Source organism: Lachnoclostridium sp. An181 (assembly GCF_002160325.1).
Classification (GTDB): Bacteria; Bacillota; Clostridia; order Lachnospirales; family Lachnospiraceae; genus An181.
In genome coordinates, this window is the sequence record NZ_NFKJ01000004.1 from 1 (window position 1) to 15,535 (window position 15,535).

A 15,535-nucleotide genomic window follows, 5' to 3' on the forward strand; every position below is an offset into this window, starting at 1 on the left:
GTAAGATGTTCATAAATCTATTATGCAAGAAAAAGTAACAAAAGAAAACCCCCTATCCCCTCATGAATGAGGGGCAGGGGAGTTGAATAGGCGAAGCCTATTTTTTATGATATCAGACGATAAGTAAAAAGTTTTGTCTATTGTTTTATAAAAAATTTTACATTCTTTTTTAGAAATTCTGATATAATCTATATAAAACAGATAAAAGATAGATATGACTGCTATCGGATGATACAAAGGGGGAAGTTTTGATGGACGGTATTTTTATGAACAGAGAGCTGTCCTGGCTGAAATTCAATGAGCGAGTGTTGGAGGAGGCGGAGGACAAAAGAGTCCCACTGTGTGAAAGGATGACATTTGTTTCAATATATCAGAGTAATTTGGATGAATTTTTTATGGTAAGGGTAGGTTCCCTGCAGGACCAGCTCTTTTTAGGTGACAAGGCAAAGGAAAATAAGACAAACATGACGCCGGAACAGCAGATAGAGGCTATTTTGGGTGAAGTAAAAAGGCTCAATAAAAGAAAGGATGCCGTGTATGCCAAGCTGATGAAAAAGGCAGAGAATTATGGTGTGCGGCTCATCGATTTTAAAGAGGCAGGAGATGATGAGGAGAAGTTTTTGGAGAGGTATTTTGATCAGGAGATCGCACCGCTCTTGTCGCCGACTGTTGTCGGAAAGCGCCAGCCATTTCCATTTTTGCGCAATAAAGAAATTTATGCAGCCGTGGTGCTGGAGACAAAGAGCAAAAAAGCGAGACTTGGCATCATACCTTGCACCAACAATATGCTGGAGAGGCTTATTCCCATTCCGTTTGGCCAGGGCAGATATATGCTTTCGGAAGATTTGATCCTGCACTATGTGAACAAGATTTTCAAAGGCTATAAGATCCAGGGTAAATCTTTGATCCGTGTCACGAGAAATGCAGATATTGATGCAGATGCTTTGTATGAGGAAGATCTTGACTACAGAGAGTTTATGGCAGATCTGATGAAGGAGAGAAGGAAGTTATCCCCTGTAAGAGTGGAACTTTCAAGAGAGATGTCAGGGGATGTGGTAAGCTTGCTTTGCAGATACCTGAAATTGGACCCTAAGAGGGTGTTCCGCCTGGAATCTCCGTTGGATGTCTCTTTTATCTCTCATATTCAGGATTTACTCAGAAAGAGCCAGGATTTGTTTTTCCAGAAACGGGTTCCCCAGAAATCAGCGGATTTTGAGGACGGGAAAAGTTTGATCGAGCAGATCAAGGTAAAGGACAGGCTGCTCTCTTATCCATATGAATCTATCCGTCCATTTCTGCGCCTGCTCGTTGAGGCTGCTGAGGACAAAAATGTGATCTCCATCAAGATGACACTTTACCGTCTGGCAAAGCAGAGCAAAGTTGTGGAGGCGCTTTGTGAGGCTGCTGAGAATGGGAAAGAAGTTGTCGTTTTAGTGGAGCTCAGAGCCAGATTTGATGAGGAGAATAATATTGGATGGTCCAGGATGCTGGAAAAAGCCGGTTGTCAGGTGATCTACGGATTGGAAGGATGCAAAGTACACTCAAAGCTTTGCCTGATCACAAGAAAAGCAGAAGGAAAAATCGAGTATATCACCCAGATTGGAACAGGAAACTACAATGAGAAAACAGCAAGGCTTTACACAGATCTGTCTTTGATGACTGCGAATGAACAAATTGGCCTTGAAGCAACGCATATTTTTCAAAATCTTGCCAAAGGGGAGGCGGTGCATCACGTGGAAAAACTTTTGGTGGCTCCGCATTGCCTGCAGTCCAGAGTACTGGACATGATCCAGGAGGAGATTGAACACGCAAAAAGAGGGGAGGAGGCATATATTGGCCTGAAATTGAACTCTCTTACAGATAAAAAGATTATGGAAAAGCTTGCAGAGGCGTCCTGTGCTGGAGTAAAGATTGAGATGATCATAAGAGGTATCTGCTGTCTCATACCTGGTATTAAGGGAAAGACGGAGAATATTAAGGTCATCAGTATTGTAGGAAGATTTTTGGAGCATTCCCGCATCTACATATTTGGTGCTGGGGACAGGGCTAAATATTATATTGCATCCGCGGACTTTATGACTAGAAATACAGTGAAACGTGTGGAAGTGGCTGCTCCGGTCTTGCAGGAAGATTTAAAAAAGAGAGTGAAGGGTATGTTTCAGTTGATGCTGAAAGATAACCAGAAAGCCAGATGGGAAGACGAGACAGGATGCTACCGGCATGTAAGAAATGAGGATGTCCCGCTGAACTCTCAGGAGGAGCTTTATGAAGAGGCATATGAGAGAGCAGCAGCGTTGGACATACAAAAATCTGAGGTTTATCAGAAGAGTCAGGGGTTAAAAGCCAGAACAACAGACAATTTACACACAGCGCTTTAAAATGCCGATCCCTATCGGGTAAGGCCCTGTGTGTACGCCGATCGTGGCGCCGATAAAGTGATCTTCAAAATCAATATTTTTGTGACCAGCCTGTGAAAGCGCATCAGAAACCTGAGCGGTAAAAGACTTGTACTCCTCGTAGTCATAGCCATAGCCGGTCACGATCCGGTAGCTGTCAGGGTCGATCTGATTGTCTGTAAGATACTTTAGAAAATTGGCAAGTATTTTCTTTAAAGACTGGTTCCTTCCCCTGCATACACCGGCAGGAGTAAGTTCCCTGTTGTGATATTCGATCAGGGGTTTTAAGTTGAGTACGCTGCCGGCAAGGGAGGCTGCCTTTCCTATACGGCCCCCTTTTTCCAGGTACTTTAAGTCTTTTGTTGTAAAGAAAATATGTCCGGTATCACGGATTTCTTTTAATTTTGACACAGCCTCTTCGAGGGAGAAGTCTTTGTCTCTCAAGGTGATGGCCTCGTGCACAAACTGGCCCTGAAGGACAGTGACAAGCCTGGAGTCCACAACTTCGATCGCAGCATCCGGATAATCGTCCACAACTGCGTTTTTTGCATTTAAAGCCGATTGATAGGAACCGCTGAATTGGGCGTTCAGGCAAATACAAAGGACAGGCATTTTATTTTTTACATGCGCAAGAAAGGCATCCATATAATCCTGCACTGAAGGCATGGATGTCTTTGGAAATACATTTTTGTTGTCAACCATTTGCTGATAAAAGTCAGGGATCGCAATCTCCTTTCCTTCTTTCATATAAGTTTCACTGTCAAAAGAAACATAGAATGGGACAAGGGTGATTCCATTTTCTTTTGCAAAGTGTCCGGACAAATCACACGAGCTGTCGCTGACGATTTGGAATTTCATACTTAATACCTCCATCAATGTTGGTAGTTCAATAGCAATTTAGCAATTATAGCACCTTGGAGAAGTAAAAGGCAAGGAGTTTGGATGAAATTTGAAAAAGTTAGAAAATTATGATAGAATCGAAATCATGAGAAAGAACAGTTTTGGAGGAAGATAGCAGATGGGAAAAATTATACTGACTGGGGACAGACCGACAGGAAAGCTCCATGTAGGACATTACGTTGGCTCGCTGAAACGAAGAGTAGAATTACAAAATTCAGGTGATTTTGACGATATATTTATTATGATCGCGGATGCGCAGGCGCTGACAGACAATGCGGACAATCCGGAAAAAGTGCGACAGAATATCATGGAGGTGGCGCTTGACTATTTGTCATGCGGACTGGATCCGGAGAAATCTACAATTCTTATACAGTCCCAGATTCCGGAGCTTTGCGAGCTCTCCTTTTATTATATGAATCTTGTGACTGTATCAAGACTTCAGAGAAATCCTACCGTGAAATCTGAGATTCAGATGAGAAATTTTGAGGCAAGTATTCCGGTCGGATTTTTCACTTACCCGATCAGCCAGGCTGCGGATATCACTGCATTTAAGGCTACCACAGTGCCGGTAGGCGAAGATCAGATGCCGATGCTGGAACAGACAAAAGAGATCGTGAGAAAATTTAATTATGTGTACGGGGATACTTTGGTGGAACCGGAGATCCTTCTTCCTGACAATGCAGCCTGCCTGCGGCTTCCGGGAATTGACGGAAAAGCAAAGATGAGCAAATCTTTGGGCAACTGCATCTATCTGTCCGAGACAGAGGAGGAAGTGAAGAAAAAAGTTATGAGCATGTTCACAGATCCTGATCATATCCGTGTTGATGATCCGGGTAAACTTGAGGGAAATACTGTGTTTACGTATCTGGATGCGTTCTGCAAAGAGGAACACTTTGAGCGGTATCTGAAAGACTATTCCTGTCTGGATGAACTGAAAGCACACTACAAACGCGGAGGACTTGGGGATGTAAAAGTAAAACGTTTCCTAAATGCAGTCCTGCAGGAGGAGCTGGAGCCGATTCGTGCAAGAAGAAAAAAATGGGAGAAAGATATTTCGGGTGTATATGAAATCCTGAAAAAAGGAACCGAGCGCGCAAGGGAAGTTGCTGCATATACACTGGCTGATGTGAAAGCGGCAATGAAGATCAATTATTTTGATACAGCGGAATGGCTGGATGAACAGGTAAAAAAATATAGTGCCAAATAACAAAAGATAGACAAGTGATAGGAAGAAAACATCTGCACAGGAGGTCAGCGTAAAACACTGACACCTATGCGGATGTTTTTGTATTTTTTGAAACATGTTTATCCAACATCGGAATATTGTTCAGTCATTAGATAACTGCGGTATTGTTTTGGCGTGGCTGCCATAATCCGGGTGAATGTTTTTGTAAAGTGTGGGTGACTGCTGAACCCTACTTGAACTGCGATGTCCGTAAGTTTCACGCCCTGTTTCATCAGGAGGGTTGCCTGATGAATGCGGTAAGCATTGATATACGCCAGGATGGATAAATGCATTTTTTCATGAAATATCTTTGTCAGATAGCGGACAGAAATATTTAAATGTTCGGCTATATCATGCAAAAGAATTTTTCCGGCATAATTTTCAGAAATGTATTTCAGCGCTTGTTTCACATACACACTCTCTGTGTCCGATGACACGGAAGGGACCATATTTCTGCGGATATCTATGGAAATGAGAAGTAAAAATTCCAGAAGGTAGAAATTGCACAGATTCGTTTCCTTTGAAATGTTCTGGTATTCGCACAGCAGATTCTGGCAGCAGGTCTTAAGTTTTTCTGAGTGTTGGCAGTGCATATAAAACGGAATGTGAATGGAAAAATATTCTTCAATATCCATGCCTATAAAAAACTCCAGGCTGTTGCCCATTCCGTGGAAATAGTCAAGGTCAAAATGGATATGAAAACATGTACATTTATCCATAGTCGGGACCGAAAAGGAATGTGGGACAAACGGCATGATAAGCACATATTCTCCGGCTGATACGAGAAACTCCTGATTGGTAATGGTCATGCTGCAGTCCCCCTCCAAAACCAGATAGAATTCACAGTCTTTATGAATATGCGTGTCAAATGAGTAATATGAAGGAAAAGACTCAATGAGAACATTGTGGATAATATTGGATATCAGTAAATTGGAAGTCTCTTTTTTTGTGTTGTGTGATGAAGATGTATGCATGTGTCCGTGCTCCTCCTTATGTCATACTGCCAGCAGTACAAATAGTGCCTGATTGTATAAGAAAATGCCAAAACTGTACTCGTTTATGTTAGCTATTTTATAGTCAAATGTGTTATCATTATAGTTATAATAGATAAAAAATATAAAAATATCAAGAGAAAATGTCGTATTTGTCTATTTTAAAAATTTGTAGACAATGTATTGTTGTTGTTTATAACCAAACAAAAATAATTTATGGCAGAAAAATATTATATTTTCCGGTCTTGGGTTTATCCTCTCAAATAAGGAACATGGCTGGACTCTTGGTATTTTTGGGAGGATGTGAGATTAGGAAAAAATTGAGACAGGAACGGATCATAAATGAAAGTTGGAAAAAGAAATCTTAAAATTAAAGGAGGTTAACTCTATGAGGAAAAAGAAAAAAGCGCTGATTGCCTTGAGCCTTGCATGCACCATGGTTTTCGGAAATCTTTCCATGATCCCGGCAAAGGCAGCACCAGCAACAGATGAAGTCGGAACGAATTATTATGTAGACTCCGAGAATGGAGACGATGCTGCAGATGGCCTGACACCGGATACCGCGTGGGAGACACTGGACAATGTCAATGAAAAAGAGTTCGAGCCAGGGGACAAAATTCTCTTAAAAGAGGGAACACAGTATCACGGTACTTTAAACCCGTCGGGTTCAGGTACAGAGGAAGCGCCGATTTCCATTGATATCTATAATGGAGATGTGATTGGAGAAGAAGCAGGAGAAAGAGCAGCTGTCCATTCAGATGGAGAGTATGACTGCACCGTATTGCTTGAGAACGTAAGCCACTGGAATATCAGCAATCTGGAAGTCACAAACAAAGCAGATGACAACAGTGTAAGACGAGCAGGTGTGAATGTAGAAGTGACCAAACCAGGGCTTTACAGCGGATTCCATCTGGACAATCTCTATGTACATGATGTATCCGGAACACTGGATGGAAAAGACAGGAGAAACGGTGGTATTTACTTTACAGTTGACGCTGACAAAGCGGAAATCGAAGGAAAAGAGACAAGATTTGACAGTGTACTGATTGAAAACTGCTATGTGAGAGATGTCAGCAGAACCGGTATCTCCATGGGATGGACGATCAAAGATGGAGACTCCTATGGATACGGCGGAATCCTTCCGGAAGACTTTATCAACAATTATTACCATACAAACGTAGTTATAAGAAATAACTATGTACAGCGTGCAGGAGGAGATGCCATTGTTCCGATGTACTGTAAAGAGCCTTTGATCGAGTACAATGTTGGGGACAGCTGCAGCCAGAATACAGCGGATAATCCGAATGCTATGTACAATGCAGGTATCTGGCCGTGGAGATGTGAGGACGCCGTATTCCAGTACAATGAAGTATTTGGTACAAAACTTAACGGAGACGGACAGGCATTTGACTGTGACTTTAGCCGCGGAACCACATACCAGTACAATTACAGCCATAACAACGAAGGCGGATTCATGCTCGTATGTAAAGATGAATCTTTGGAGAGCATCATTCGCTATAATATCAGCCAGAATGACAAGAGAACACTGTTTATGCTTTCCAATCCAAATGAGGCTGTATTCTACAACAATACGTTCTACATTGACGGTGCAAATATTGACTCCGGACATGGCGGAAAGGCAAGTATGTACAATAATATTTTCTACAATGTTGGAGAAAATAAGTCTGTTTCCTGGGGCGGAAATACAGCCTATGACACAAACTTGTACTATGGATTTGACAATCTTCCAAACGATGCAAACAAAGTGGAAGGAGATCCAAAATTTGTAAACCCAGGACAGGGCGGTACAGCAACACTTGGCGACATGGCAATCGACACACTGGACGGATATAAACTTCAGGCTGATTCCCCGGCAATCGATGCAGGAAAAACAATCGAAGATAATGGTGGAAGAGACTACTTTGGAAATCCAATTGCAGACCAAAAGACAGACATCGGAGCAGCTGAGTACACAGTTGCAGAGCCATCCGGCGTCTCCACAGCAGTGCTTGAGTATGCGATCGAGCTTGCAGGAAAAGCAGATACAGAGGGCGTTGTGGACAGCGTTGTAAAGAAATTTGACGAGGTGCTTGAAAATGCAGAGGCGATTCTTGCAAGAGTTAATGGCGGCGACGCATCCGTAACACAGGAAATGATTGATCAGGCATGGAAAGATCTGATCAATATTATGCAGTATCTGTCCTTTAAACAGGGAGACAAAACAGACCTGCAGAAAGTTATTGACATGGCATCCTCTCTTGATCTGACAAAATATTTGGAAGAAGGACAAAAAGAGTTTACAGATGCCCTGACAGCTGCGAGGGAAGTCAGCGCAGATGGAGATGCCATGCAGGAGGAAGTAGACACAGCGTGGAAAAATCTTTTAAAGGCAATGAGCGAATTAAGAATCAAACCAGATAAAAACGCGCTGGAAGAACTTGTGAATAAGGCAGAAGGTATGAGTTTAGAAGGTGTGGACGCACAGGTAGCTGCGGAATTTAAAACAGCAGTAATGTCAGCAACAGCGGTACTGAACGATGAGCAGGCTACACAGCAAGAAGTGGATACGGCAAAAGCAAATCTTCAGGCATCCATTGATAAAGTAAGTGTATCTGTGGACAATTCACAGTCAGAAGAGAACAAAGAAAAAGAAGGAACAACAGGAAACACATCCACAGATAATGGTACAACATCCTCTTCCGGTTCAAATGCACCAGCACAAAAAGCAAAGACAGTAAAAAGCGTAAAGACCGGGGATGAGACAAATATGATGTTTGCTTTCATGGGAATGCTTTTCGCAGCAGGACTTTTGGAAATGAGCAGAAGAAAAAGAAAAAATATGAACTAAGCAGGAAAACAAGAAATGCCCCGTACACTGATGAAAGTGTACGGGGATTCGTATGTATAACAACTATTTTTGTTATAGTAATTCCACACTATTTCTTTGTCATTATTTCATGTTTAGTATGGTAAAGTGTGTCTGTTATTACCTTATATCATAAACGATACAAAAAATCTAATACTATATAACAGCCAAACTAATATAATTATTACCATTCCTATTTTACTTGTAAGTGTTTGTTTTTTTCTTTGTATTCGATAAATAAAGTAAACATATAAGCAATCGATATTAATCAGAGATAGAGCAATCCAACCGCCTAACATATATTCACTCCTTGTCAATTATTTTTTCATTATAACTTTTTAATAGGACTTTGTTCAACTGTATTTAATTTTGCAATTGGAAATTCGTCTGTCAATGTAATACGGCAGCCTCCTTTTGAAGAACCAACATTAATCCATAATCATCACGCAATTGTTTCATTCCACTTTTTGTGCTAGCAAAACAGTTGTATCCACCTTTAACTAGTTTTTCAGAATAAGCAAGGGACCTGTTTACTTTTACTTTACGTTCTGCGCATCATATTTTTTCGCCAAATCGAAAAATTCTTCTTTCGTAATAAAAGGATATCCCTTTATGGTTCTTGTTGTTATCCTATTCTTTTCTTGCAGTTCTGATAAGTCTTTCTCAAAGTTCTCCCATTTGTCATTAGTTATAATCTCAACATTTGGACTTTTATCATTTGCCAATGCTTTTACATTTGAGTAAGGTAGAATTGTAATTGCAATTGCTATGGCGCTAATAATAGAAACTAATTTTGTTATTTTGGCTTTTTTCATTTTAATACCTCCATTTTTTAAAAGATAGTGTGGATTTTACTTTCATTTACTAGTGATATGATATTACATGATTCCTAAGATAGATATACCTCAAAAGTTGCAGCTTGTAATGATTTAAATACAAAATACAATTTTACTAAAATGTAATCTTTTGATAACGAAATGGAACCATTTGGTTCTTGATAATTTCTAAAAATTTACAAACTAATTATTAGTCTAAAAAAAGACTATTTATTATATTATTATTGCTTTTGTGTGTATCATCACCATTCACTTCGGTTTCCTATGCTGTTTCACCTAAGACGACATCTACATTTGCAGAATATGATTTAAACGTTGGTGGTACCCAGACATTTACTATACAAAACAAAAATATAAAGCTTAATATAATAATTACAGAGGAAATGCCAATTATGAAACTTGCAAATAAAACTTATTCCATTTCCTTTACTTCTCCATTGGCTTGGAAAGCAGGTTATAAAGTTAATATTCATAATAATTCTATTGCGTCAGTTCATTCAGCATGGAATAAAGAAATAACAGGTAAAATTCTATCTGCAAGACTAAAAAAAGAAAGTTCTAAGCAAGCAACATATTATTTGACATATCAACGCCTTGGTTTTGTTACTTCTCCCGGAGTTCGTGTAACTATTTCTGGAACAACAATGAAAGTGTTTGGAATATAAATAAACAAAGAAGCAACCTTATGATATGGTTGCTTCTCCAATATGAAAATATATGTTATTAAGTATAATAAATGAATTTACCAAACTGAGTATCAAACACAAAAATACAATTAATTTTATTGATAAACTATATTTTTTTTGACCTTTTATTGCTCTGATAAAGACTAGTAGTGAAACGGCAACACCTAAGAAGGGAATTAGACAGGATGTTATAGTGACGACTATTATAAACAAAAATTCATCATTTTTTACATGTTCCTTTTTAGATGGCTCTATATCTTCTTCTTTTAAACCGATTTCTTTTTGTTTCATTTCAAGAATTTCATCATTTTTAAGCATTTCATCTATAGAAACCTGGTATAAGTCACATAATAATTTTAAAGTTATAACATCAGGATATGCATGTCCGTTTTCCCATTTTGAAAGTGCCTGTCGTGTAATCCTCAATTTTGTTGCAACTTGCTCTTGAGAATATTCTTTATTACGTCTTGCCCTTTTCAAATTTTTTGCCAGCATTTTTTCATTCCCCCCTTACTTTCATTAATTTAAATTTTTATTAGTAATAATATCACAAAAATTTTAAATTCTCAAAAACTATTTGTAACAGAAATGTATCTATAACAATTTTTGGAGTTTTGTTGCAGAAAGGATGAGGATATTTTATAATATACTTTCAGGTAAAAATGGAGGACGTGGAAGATGAAAAGGAAGAGAAAAATCATTGCAGGCCTTCTGGCAGGGGTTCTGTTGTTCGGAACTTTTGGACAGTCAGTGGCTGCAGAGGAAGTACAAAACCAGGCGGCAGGCCAAAGCCCGCAGGTTGTGATAACAGAGGATGATCTACAGAAACTGACCCAGGATGAGCTGGCGGCGAAAGCTGCGACCATGCCCGTGGAATCCAACACTTATCCGAACTGGCCGCAGGCCGTAAATACCCATGGGGAGGCAGCGGTTGTCATGGACTGTGATACCGGGGAGGTTTTATATGCAAAGAATCCGGACGCAAAATATTATCCCGCAAGTATCACGAAGATCATGACAGCTCTTGTGGCTTTCAAATATGGGGATTTGGAGAACGATAAAGTGAAATTTACTGAAGACTCGCTCTCTTTCTTGGAATACGGAGACGCTCATATCGGTATGACAGTTGGAGAAGAGATCAGTTTGAAAGATGCTCTTTACGGCATGATGCTTGCGTCTGCAAATGAGGTGGCACATGCAATTGGAGAGTGTATTGGAGCAAAGATAGGAACAGGGTACGATGGTTTCATTGAGGAGATGAACAAAACGGCCCAGGAGCTTGGTTGTACACAGACACATTTCACAAACACAAATGGACTGCATGATGACAATCATTACGTGTCTGCAAAAGATATGGCTCTGATCGCAAAGGCTGCGTTTGAGTATGAGCAGTTCCGGCAGATCATTAATACAAAACAATACACGATCCCGCCTACTAATCTGGTGGCTGAGGCAAGGACTTTTCAGCAGAACCACAAGATGATCTATTCCGGCAGTCAGTACTATTATGAGCCGTGTATGGGCGGAAAGACCGGATTTACGGACCAGTCGAGGACAACGCTTGTGACCTATGCCCAGAAGGACGGAAAAACGCTGCTTGCAGTCAACCTAAAGACCTATGGTTCCGCCAATGTATATGGAGATACAAAGGCTATGTTTGAATATGGATTCAATAATTTCCAGAAAGTCTCTCCCACGCAGGAGGAAATGCCAAAGGGAATTAAAAATCTGGTGACAACCGGACTGCTCCTCCCTTCTTCTATTGCGTGGAAGGATCTGGATGTGGAAATACAGCCGGTTGATCTAAAAACGAGCAGAGAGGCAGTTTTACAATGTTCTTATCAGGGAAGAGTACTTGGAACGCTCAAGGCAGAGCTTACGGACGCCTATGTGCTGGAGCACACACAAAAGGCAGAGCCAAAAGAAGTGGACAAGGACAAAGGGAACATGCAAGTGGAGCTCTGGAAGATCATCGCTGTGGCAGCAGTTGGAATCGTGGTGGTTCTGATCCTTTTGCTGCTCGCCCTGAGAAGGAGAAAAAGAAGGCGCCTGGCAAGGAGAAGAAGGCAGCAGCAGATCAGAAGGCGCAGGCAGAAACAGGGTTAGTTAAATAAATATGAAAATTTTTCTGGGCTCTTGACGCAGATTTACAATACATCTATAATAGTAAAGAATACGGAAAAAGCGAAGATGGAGACAGTAGGATAGTAAAGAAAGCAAAAGCGAGCCGGAGACGGTGGGAGTCCGGTGCAAGTAAAGATTATCCGAACATCACTCCGGAGCTGCGGATGCCGAAAACAATGCAAAGTCAGTAAGCGCCGCCGGTATTCCACCGTTAAAGGGAGCGTATGTAGATTTGCATACAGTTAAAGGTGGTATAACGAAAATGATTTGGCTTTCGTCCTTTTACGGACGAAAGCTTTTTATTATATAGGAAAATTCTTTGGATTCCCTATATAATAAAGGCCCTCCGGGCAGGATACAGGAAAAGAAAGGATGATAACCGAATGTATCAGAAAGTATCAACAGACTTAAATTTTGTCGACCGAGAGAAAAAGACTGAGAAATTCTGGGAAGAAAACCATATTTTTGAAAAAAGTATGGAGAACCGCGAAGGGAACGAAATGTATACGTTCTATGACGGCCCTCCGACGGCAAATGGAAAGCCTCATATCGGCCACGTTCTGACACGTGTCATTAAAGATATGATTCCAAGATACCGTACGATGAAAGGCTATATGGTGCCAAGAAAAGCGGGATGGGATACCCACGGTCTTCCGGTTGAGCTGGAAGTGGAAAAAATGCTTGGCCTTGATGGAAAAGAACAGATCGAAGAATATGGTCTTGAGCCATTTATTGGTCACTGTAAAGAAAGCGTATGGAAATACAAAGGCATGTGGGAGGATTTCTCCGCGACTGTTGGTTTCTGGGCTGACATGGAGCACCCATATGTTACCTACCACAATGATTTTATTGAGTCCGAGTGGTGGGCTCTGAAACAGATCTGGGAAAAGAAATTACTGTATAAAGGATACAAGATCGTACCTTATTGTCCAAGATGCGGGACTCCGCTCTCCAGCCACGAGGTGGCGCAGGGATATAAAGATGTAAAAGAGCGCTCTGCGATCGTAAGATTTAAAGTAAAAGATGAGGACGCTTACTTCCTTGCATGGACAACAACACCTTGGACACTGCCGTCCAACGTGGCACTTTGTGTAAATCCAAAAGAAACGTATGTAAAAGTAAAAAATGATGGGTATACTTACTATATGGCCGAGGCTCTTCTCTCCCAAGTACTTGACGGGGATGTGGAGATCCTTGAGAGCTGTCAGGGAAAAGATTTGGAATTCAAAGAGTATGAGCCCCTTTTCCCGTTTGTCGAATTAAAGAAAAAAGCATATTATGTAACATGCGCAGACTATGTAACATTGACAGACGGTACAGGAGTTGTACACATTGCGCCGGCTTTTGGTGAGGATGACTCCCAGGTGGGAAGACGATACGACCTTCCGTTTTTGCAGCTTGTTGATGAAAAAGGTGAGATGACAGAACAGACACCTTGGGCGGGCACATTCTGTAAAAAGGCAGACCCGCTGGTGCTTGAGGATTTGAAAAACAGAGGGCTGCTGTTTGACGCCCCGCTGTTTGAGCACAGTTATCCGCACTGCTGGAGATGCGATACTCCGCTTATTTACTATGCGCGTGAATCCTGGTTTATCAAGATGACTGCGGTCAAAGACGACCTGATCCGCAACAACAATACGATCAACTGGATCCCTGAGAGTATCGGAAAAGGCCGTTTTGGAGACTGGCTGGAAAACGTGCAGGATTGGGGTATCAGCAGAAACCGTTACTGGGGAACACCACTCAATATCTGGGAGTGTGAGTGCGGACATCAGCATTCTATCGGAAGCATTGAGGAGTTGAAATCCATGTCCGACAACTGTCCGGATGATATTGAACTGCACCGTCCGTTCATTGATGCAGTGACGATCAGATGTCCGGAGTGTGGAAAAGAGATGCGCCGTGTGCCGGAGGTGATTGACTGCTGGTTTGACAGCGGGGCAATGCCGTTTGCACAGCATCATTATCCGTTTGAGAATAAAGAAATATTTGAAAAACAGTTCCCGGCCAACTTTATCTCTGAGGCAGTGGACCAGACAAGAGGATGGTTCTATTCTCTTTTAGCTATATCAACACTGATCTTCAACAAGGCTCCGTATAAAAATGTTATTGTACTGGGGCATGTACAAGATGAAAATGGACAGAAGATGAGTAAGTCAAAGGGAAATGCGGTGGATCCGTTTGAGGCGCTTGAGAAATACGGGGCAGATGCGATCCGTTGGTATTTCTACATCAACAGCGCTCCGTGGCTGCCGAACCGTTTCCACGGAAAAGCGGTTATTGAAGGCCAGAGAAAATTCATGGGTACATTGTGGAATACGTATGCTTTCTTTGTACTGTATGCCAATATCGATGAATTTGATGCTACAAAATATAAATTGGAATATGACAAACTTTCTGTTATGGATAAATGGTTGTTGTCAAAACTGAATACCATGGTGAAGACAGTGGACGACAATCTTGCAAACTACAGGATTCCGGAAAGTGCAAGAGCACTGCAGGATTTTGTGGATGATATGAGTAACTGGTATGTAAGAAGAAGCCGCGAGCGTTTCTGGGCAAAGGGAATGCCGCAGGATAAGATCAATGCATACATGACGCTGTACACTGCTTTAGTGACAGTGGCTAAGGCAGCGGCTCCGATGATCCCGTTCATGACAGAGGACATTTACCAGAATCTTGTAAGAAACATTGACAAAAATGCTCCGGAGAGCATCCATCTTTGCGATTATCCGGCAGTGGAAGAAGGCTATATCGATCCGGAGCTTGAGGCGAATATGGACGAAGTGCTCGATATCGTTGTTCTTGGGCGTGCATGCCGAAACAGCGCCAATATCAAGAACCGCCAGCCGATTGGCAAGATGTATGTAAAGGCAGGAAAAGAATTGCCGAAGTTTTATCAGGAGATCGTGGCGGATGAGCTCAATGTAAAAGAAGTAGAGTTTACGGATGATGTAAGAGACTTTACCTCCTACTCCTTCAAGCCGCAGTTAAAAACCGTGGGACCAAAATACGGAAAAATGCTTGGAGGAATCAAAGCAGCGCTTGCAGAAGTGGATGGAAATGCAGCTATGGATGAAATCAATGAGACAGGTGCTTTAAAACTTCAGGTAAACGGACAGGAGATCACACTGTTCCGGGAAGACTTGCTTATTGATGCAGCGCAGATGGAAGGATATATGTCCGAAAGCGACAGAGGAGTCACTGTTGTTCTGGATACAAATCTTTCCGAAGAACTTTTGGAAGAAGGATTTGTAAGAGAGATCATCAGTAAGATTCAGACAATGAGAAAAGAAGCGGATTTCGAGGTGACTGACAGAATCCGCGTGACATACGAAGGAAGCGAGAAGGCAGAAAGCATTTTTGAAAAATACAGTGATACGATCGCAGGAGAAGTCCTGGCAGATGCGATCACAAAGGCAGCTCCGGCTGGATATACGAAAGACTGGAAGATTAATGGAGAGGCTGTAAGTTTAGGTGTAGAACGTTAATAAATTTAAGGGGGATACG

At 41.5% G+C, this 15,535-nt stretch carries 10 protein-coding genes; 6 read left to right on the forward strand and 4 right to left on the reverse strand.

Translation table 11 applies throughout. The features are described 5' to 3' along the window. The first annotated feature begins 251 nt into the window (after positions 1-251). Positions 252-2,378 (forward strand): polyphosphate kinase 1, encoded by a 2,127-nt coding sequence (ppk1, locus tag B5F18_RS03635; protein ID WP_087156314.1) that lies wholly within the window; start codon positions 252-254, stop codon positions 2,376-2,378. Here the strand turns inward: ppk1 and B5F18_RS03640 are convergent. Beyond that, on the reverse strand, positions 2,361-3,254 hold the full coding sequence (locus B5F18_RS03640; RefSeq protein WP_087156315.1) for a DegV family protein: 894 nt from the start codon (positions 3,252-3,254) through the stop codon (positions 2,361-2,363). The genes ppk1 and B5F18_RS03640 overlap by 18 nt on opposite strands. 160 nt (positions 3,255-3,414) lie before the next feature. On the opposite strand from B5F18_RS03640, the gene trpS reads away from it, so the two are divergent. Further along, positions 3,415-4,503: a tryptophan--tRNA ligase gene (gene trpS, locus B5F18_RS03645; protein ID WP_087156316.1), complete on the forward strand. Its 1,089-nt coding sequence runs from the start codon at positions 3,415-3,417 to the stop codon at positions 4,501-4,503. Between the two features lie 98 nt (positions 4,504-4,601). On the opposite strand, the gene B5F18_RS03650 is transcribed toward trpS, so the two are convergent. Then, on the reverse strand, positions 4,602-5,495 hold the full coding sequence (locus B5F18_RS03650) for a helix-turn-helix transcriptional regulator (RefSeq protein WP_087156317.1): 894 nt from the start codon (positions 5,493-5,495) through the stop codon (positions 4,602-4,604). Between the two features lie 406 nt (positions 5,496-5,901). On the opposite strand from B5F18_RS03650, the gene B5F18_RS03655 reads away from it, so the two are divergent. Further along, the gene (locus tag B5F18_RS03655) at positions 5,902-8,361 is read left to right on the forward strand and encodes an LPXTG cell wall anchor domain-containing protein (RefSeq protein WP_087156318.1); all 2,460 of its coding nucleotides are present in this window, start codon (positions 5,902-5,904) and stop codon (positions 8,359-8,361) included. 554 nt (positions 8,362-8,915) lie between these two features. On the opposite strand, the gene B5F18_RS03660 is transcribed toward B5F18_RS03655, so the two are convergent. Further along, positions 8,916-9,194, reverse strand: a complete 279-nt coding sequence (locus B5F18_RS03660; protein ID WP_087156319.1) for a hypothetical protein — start codon at positions 9,192-9,194, stop codon at positions 8,916-8,918. 251 nt (positions 9,195-9,445) lie between these two features. On the opposite strand from B5F18_RS03660, the gene B5F18_RS12485 reads away from it, so the two are divergent. After that, complete coding sequence (locus B5F18_RS12485) at positions 9,446-9,880, forward strand: DUF5626 family protein (protein ID WP_162607527.1); 435 nt, start codon at positions 9,446-9,448, stop codon at positions 9,878-9,880. Positions 9,881-9,898: 18 nt separating this feature from the next. Here B5F18_RS12485 and B5F18_RS03670 read toward each other — a convergent pair whose 3' ends face one another. Further along, complete coding sequence (locus tag B5F18_RS03670) at positions 9,899-10,396, reverse strand: helix-turn-helix domain-containing protein (RefSeq protein WP_087156321.1); 498 nt, start codon at positions 10,394-10,396, stop codon at positions 9,899-9,901. A gap of 183 nt (positions 10,397-10,579) precedes the next feature. On the opposite strand from B5F18_RS03670, the gene B5F18_RS03675 reads away from it, so the two are divergent. Then, positions 10,580-12,007, forward strand: coding sequence for a D-alanyl-D-alanine carboxypeptidase family protein (locus B5F18_RS03675; protein WP_087156322.1), 1,428 nt, complete (start codon positions 10,580-10,582; stop codon positions 12,005-12,007). Between the two features lie 401 nt (positions 12,008-12,408). Next, the gene (ileS, locus tag B5F18_RS03680) at positions 12,409-15,516 is read left to right on the forward strand and encodes an isoleucine--tRNA ligase (RefSeq protein ID WP_087156323.1); all 3,108 of its coding nucleotides are present in this window, start codon (positions 12,409-12,411) and stop codon (positions 15,514-15,516) included. The last annotated feature ends 19 nt before the right edge of the window (positions 15,517-15,535 follow it).

Coding starts and splice junctions, on each gene's coding strand:
- B5F18_RS03660 (WP_087156319.1), bottom strand. CDS start 9,194: ATGAAAAAAGCCAAAATAACAAAATTAGTTTCTATTATTAGCGCCATA.
- ileS (WP_087156323.1), top strand. CDS start 12,409: ATGTATCAGAAAGTATCAACAGACTTAAATTTTGTCGACCGAGAGAAA.
- B5F18_RS03675 (WP_087156322.1), top strand. CDS start 10,580: ATGAAAAGGAAGAGAAAAATCATTGCAGGCCTTCTGGCAGGGGTTCTG.
- trpS (WP_087156316.1), top strand. CDS start 3,415: ATGGGAAAAATTATACTGACTGGGGACAGACCGACAGGAAAGCTCCAT.
- ppk1 (WP_087156314.1), top strand. CDS start 252: ATGGACGGTATTTTTATGAACAGAGAGCTGTCCTGGCTGAAATTCAAT.
- B5F18_RS03655 (WP_087156318.1), top strand. CDS start 5,902: ATGAGGAAAAAGAAAAAAGCGCTGATTGCCTTGAGCCTTGCATGCACC.
- B5F18_RS03670 (WP_087156321.1), bottom strand. CDS start 10,396: ATGCTGGCAAAAAATTTGAAAAGGGCAAGACGTAATAAAGAATATTCT.
- B5F18_RS03650 (WP_087156317.1), bottom strand. CDS start 5,495: ATGCATACATCTTCATCACACAACACAAAAAAAGAGACTTCCAATTTA.
- B5F18_RS03640 (WP_087156315.1), bottom strand. CDS start 3,254: ATGAAATTCCAAATCGTCAGCGACAGCTCGTGTGATTTGTCCGGACAC.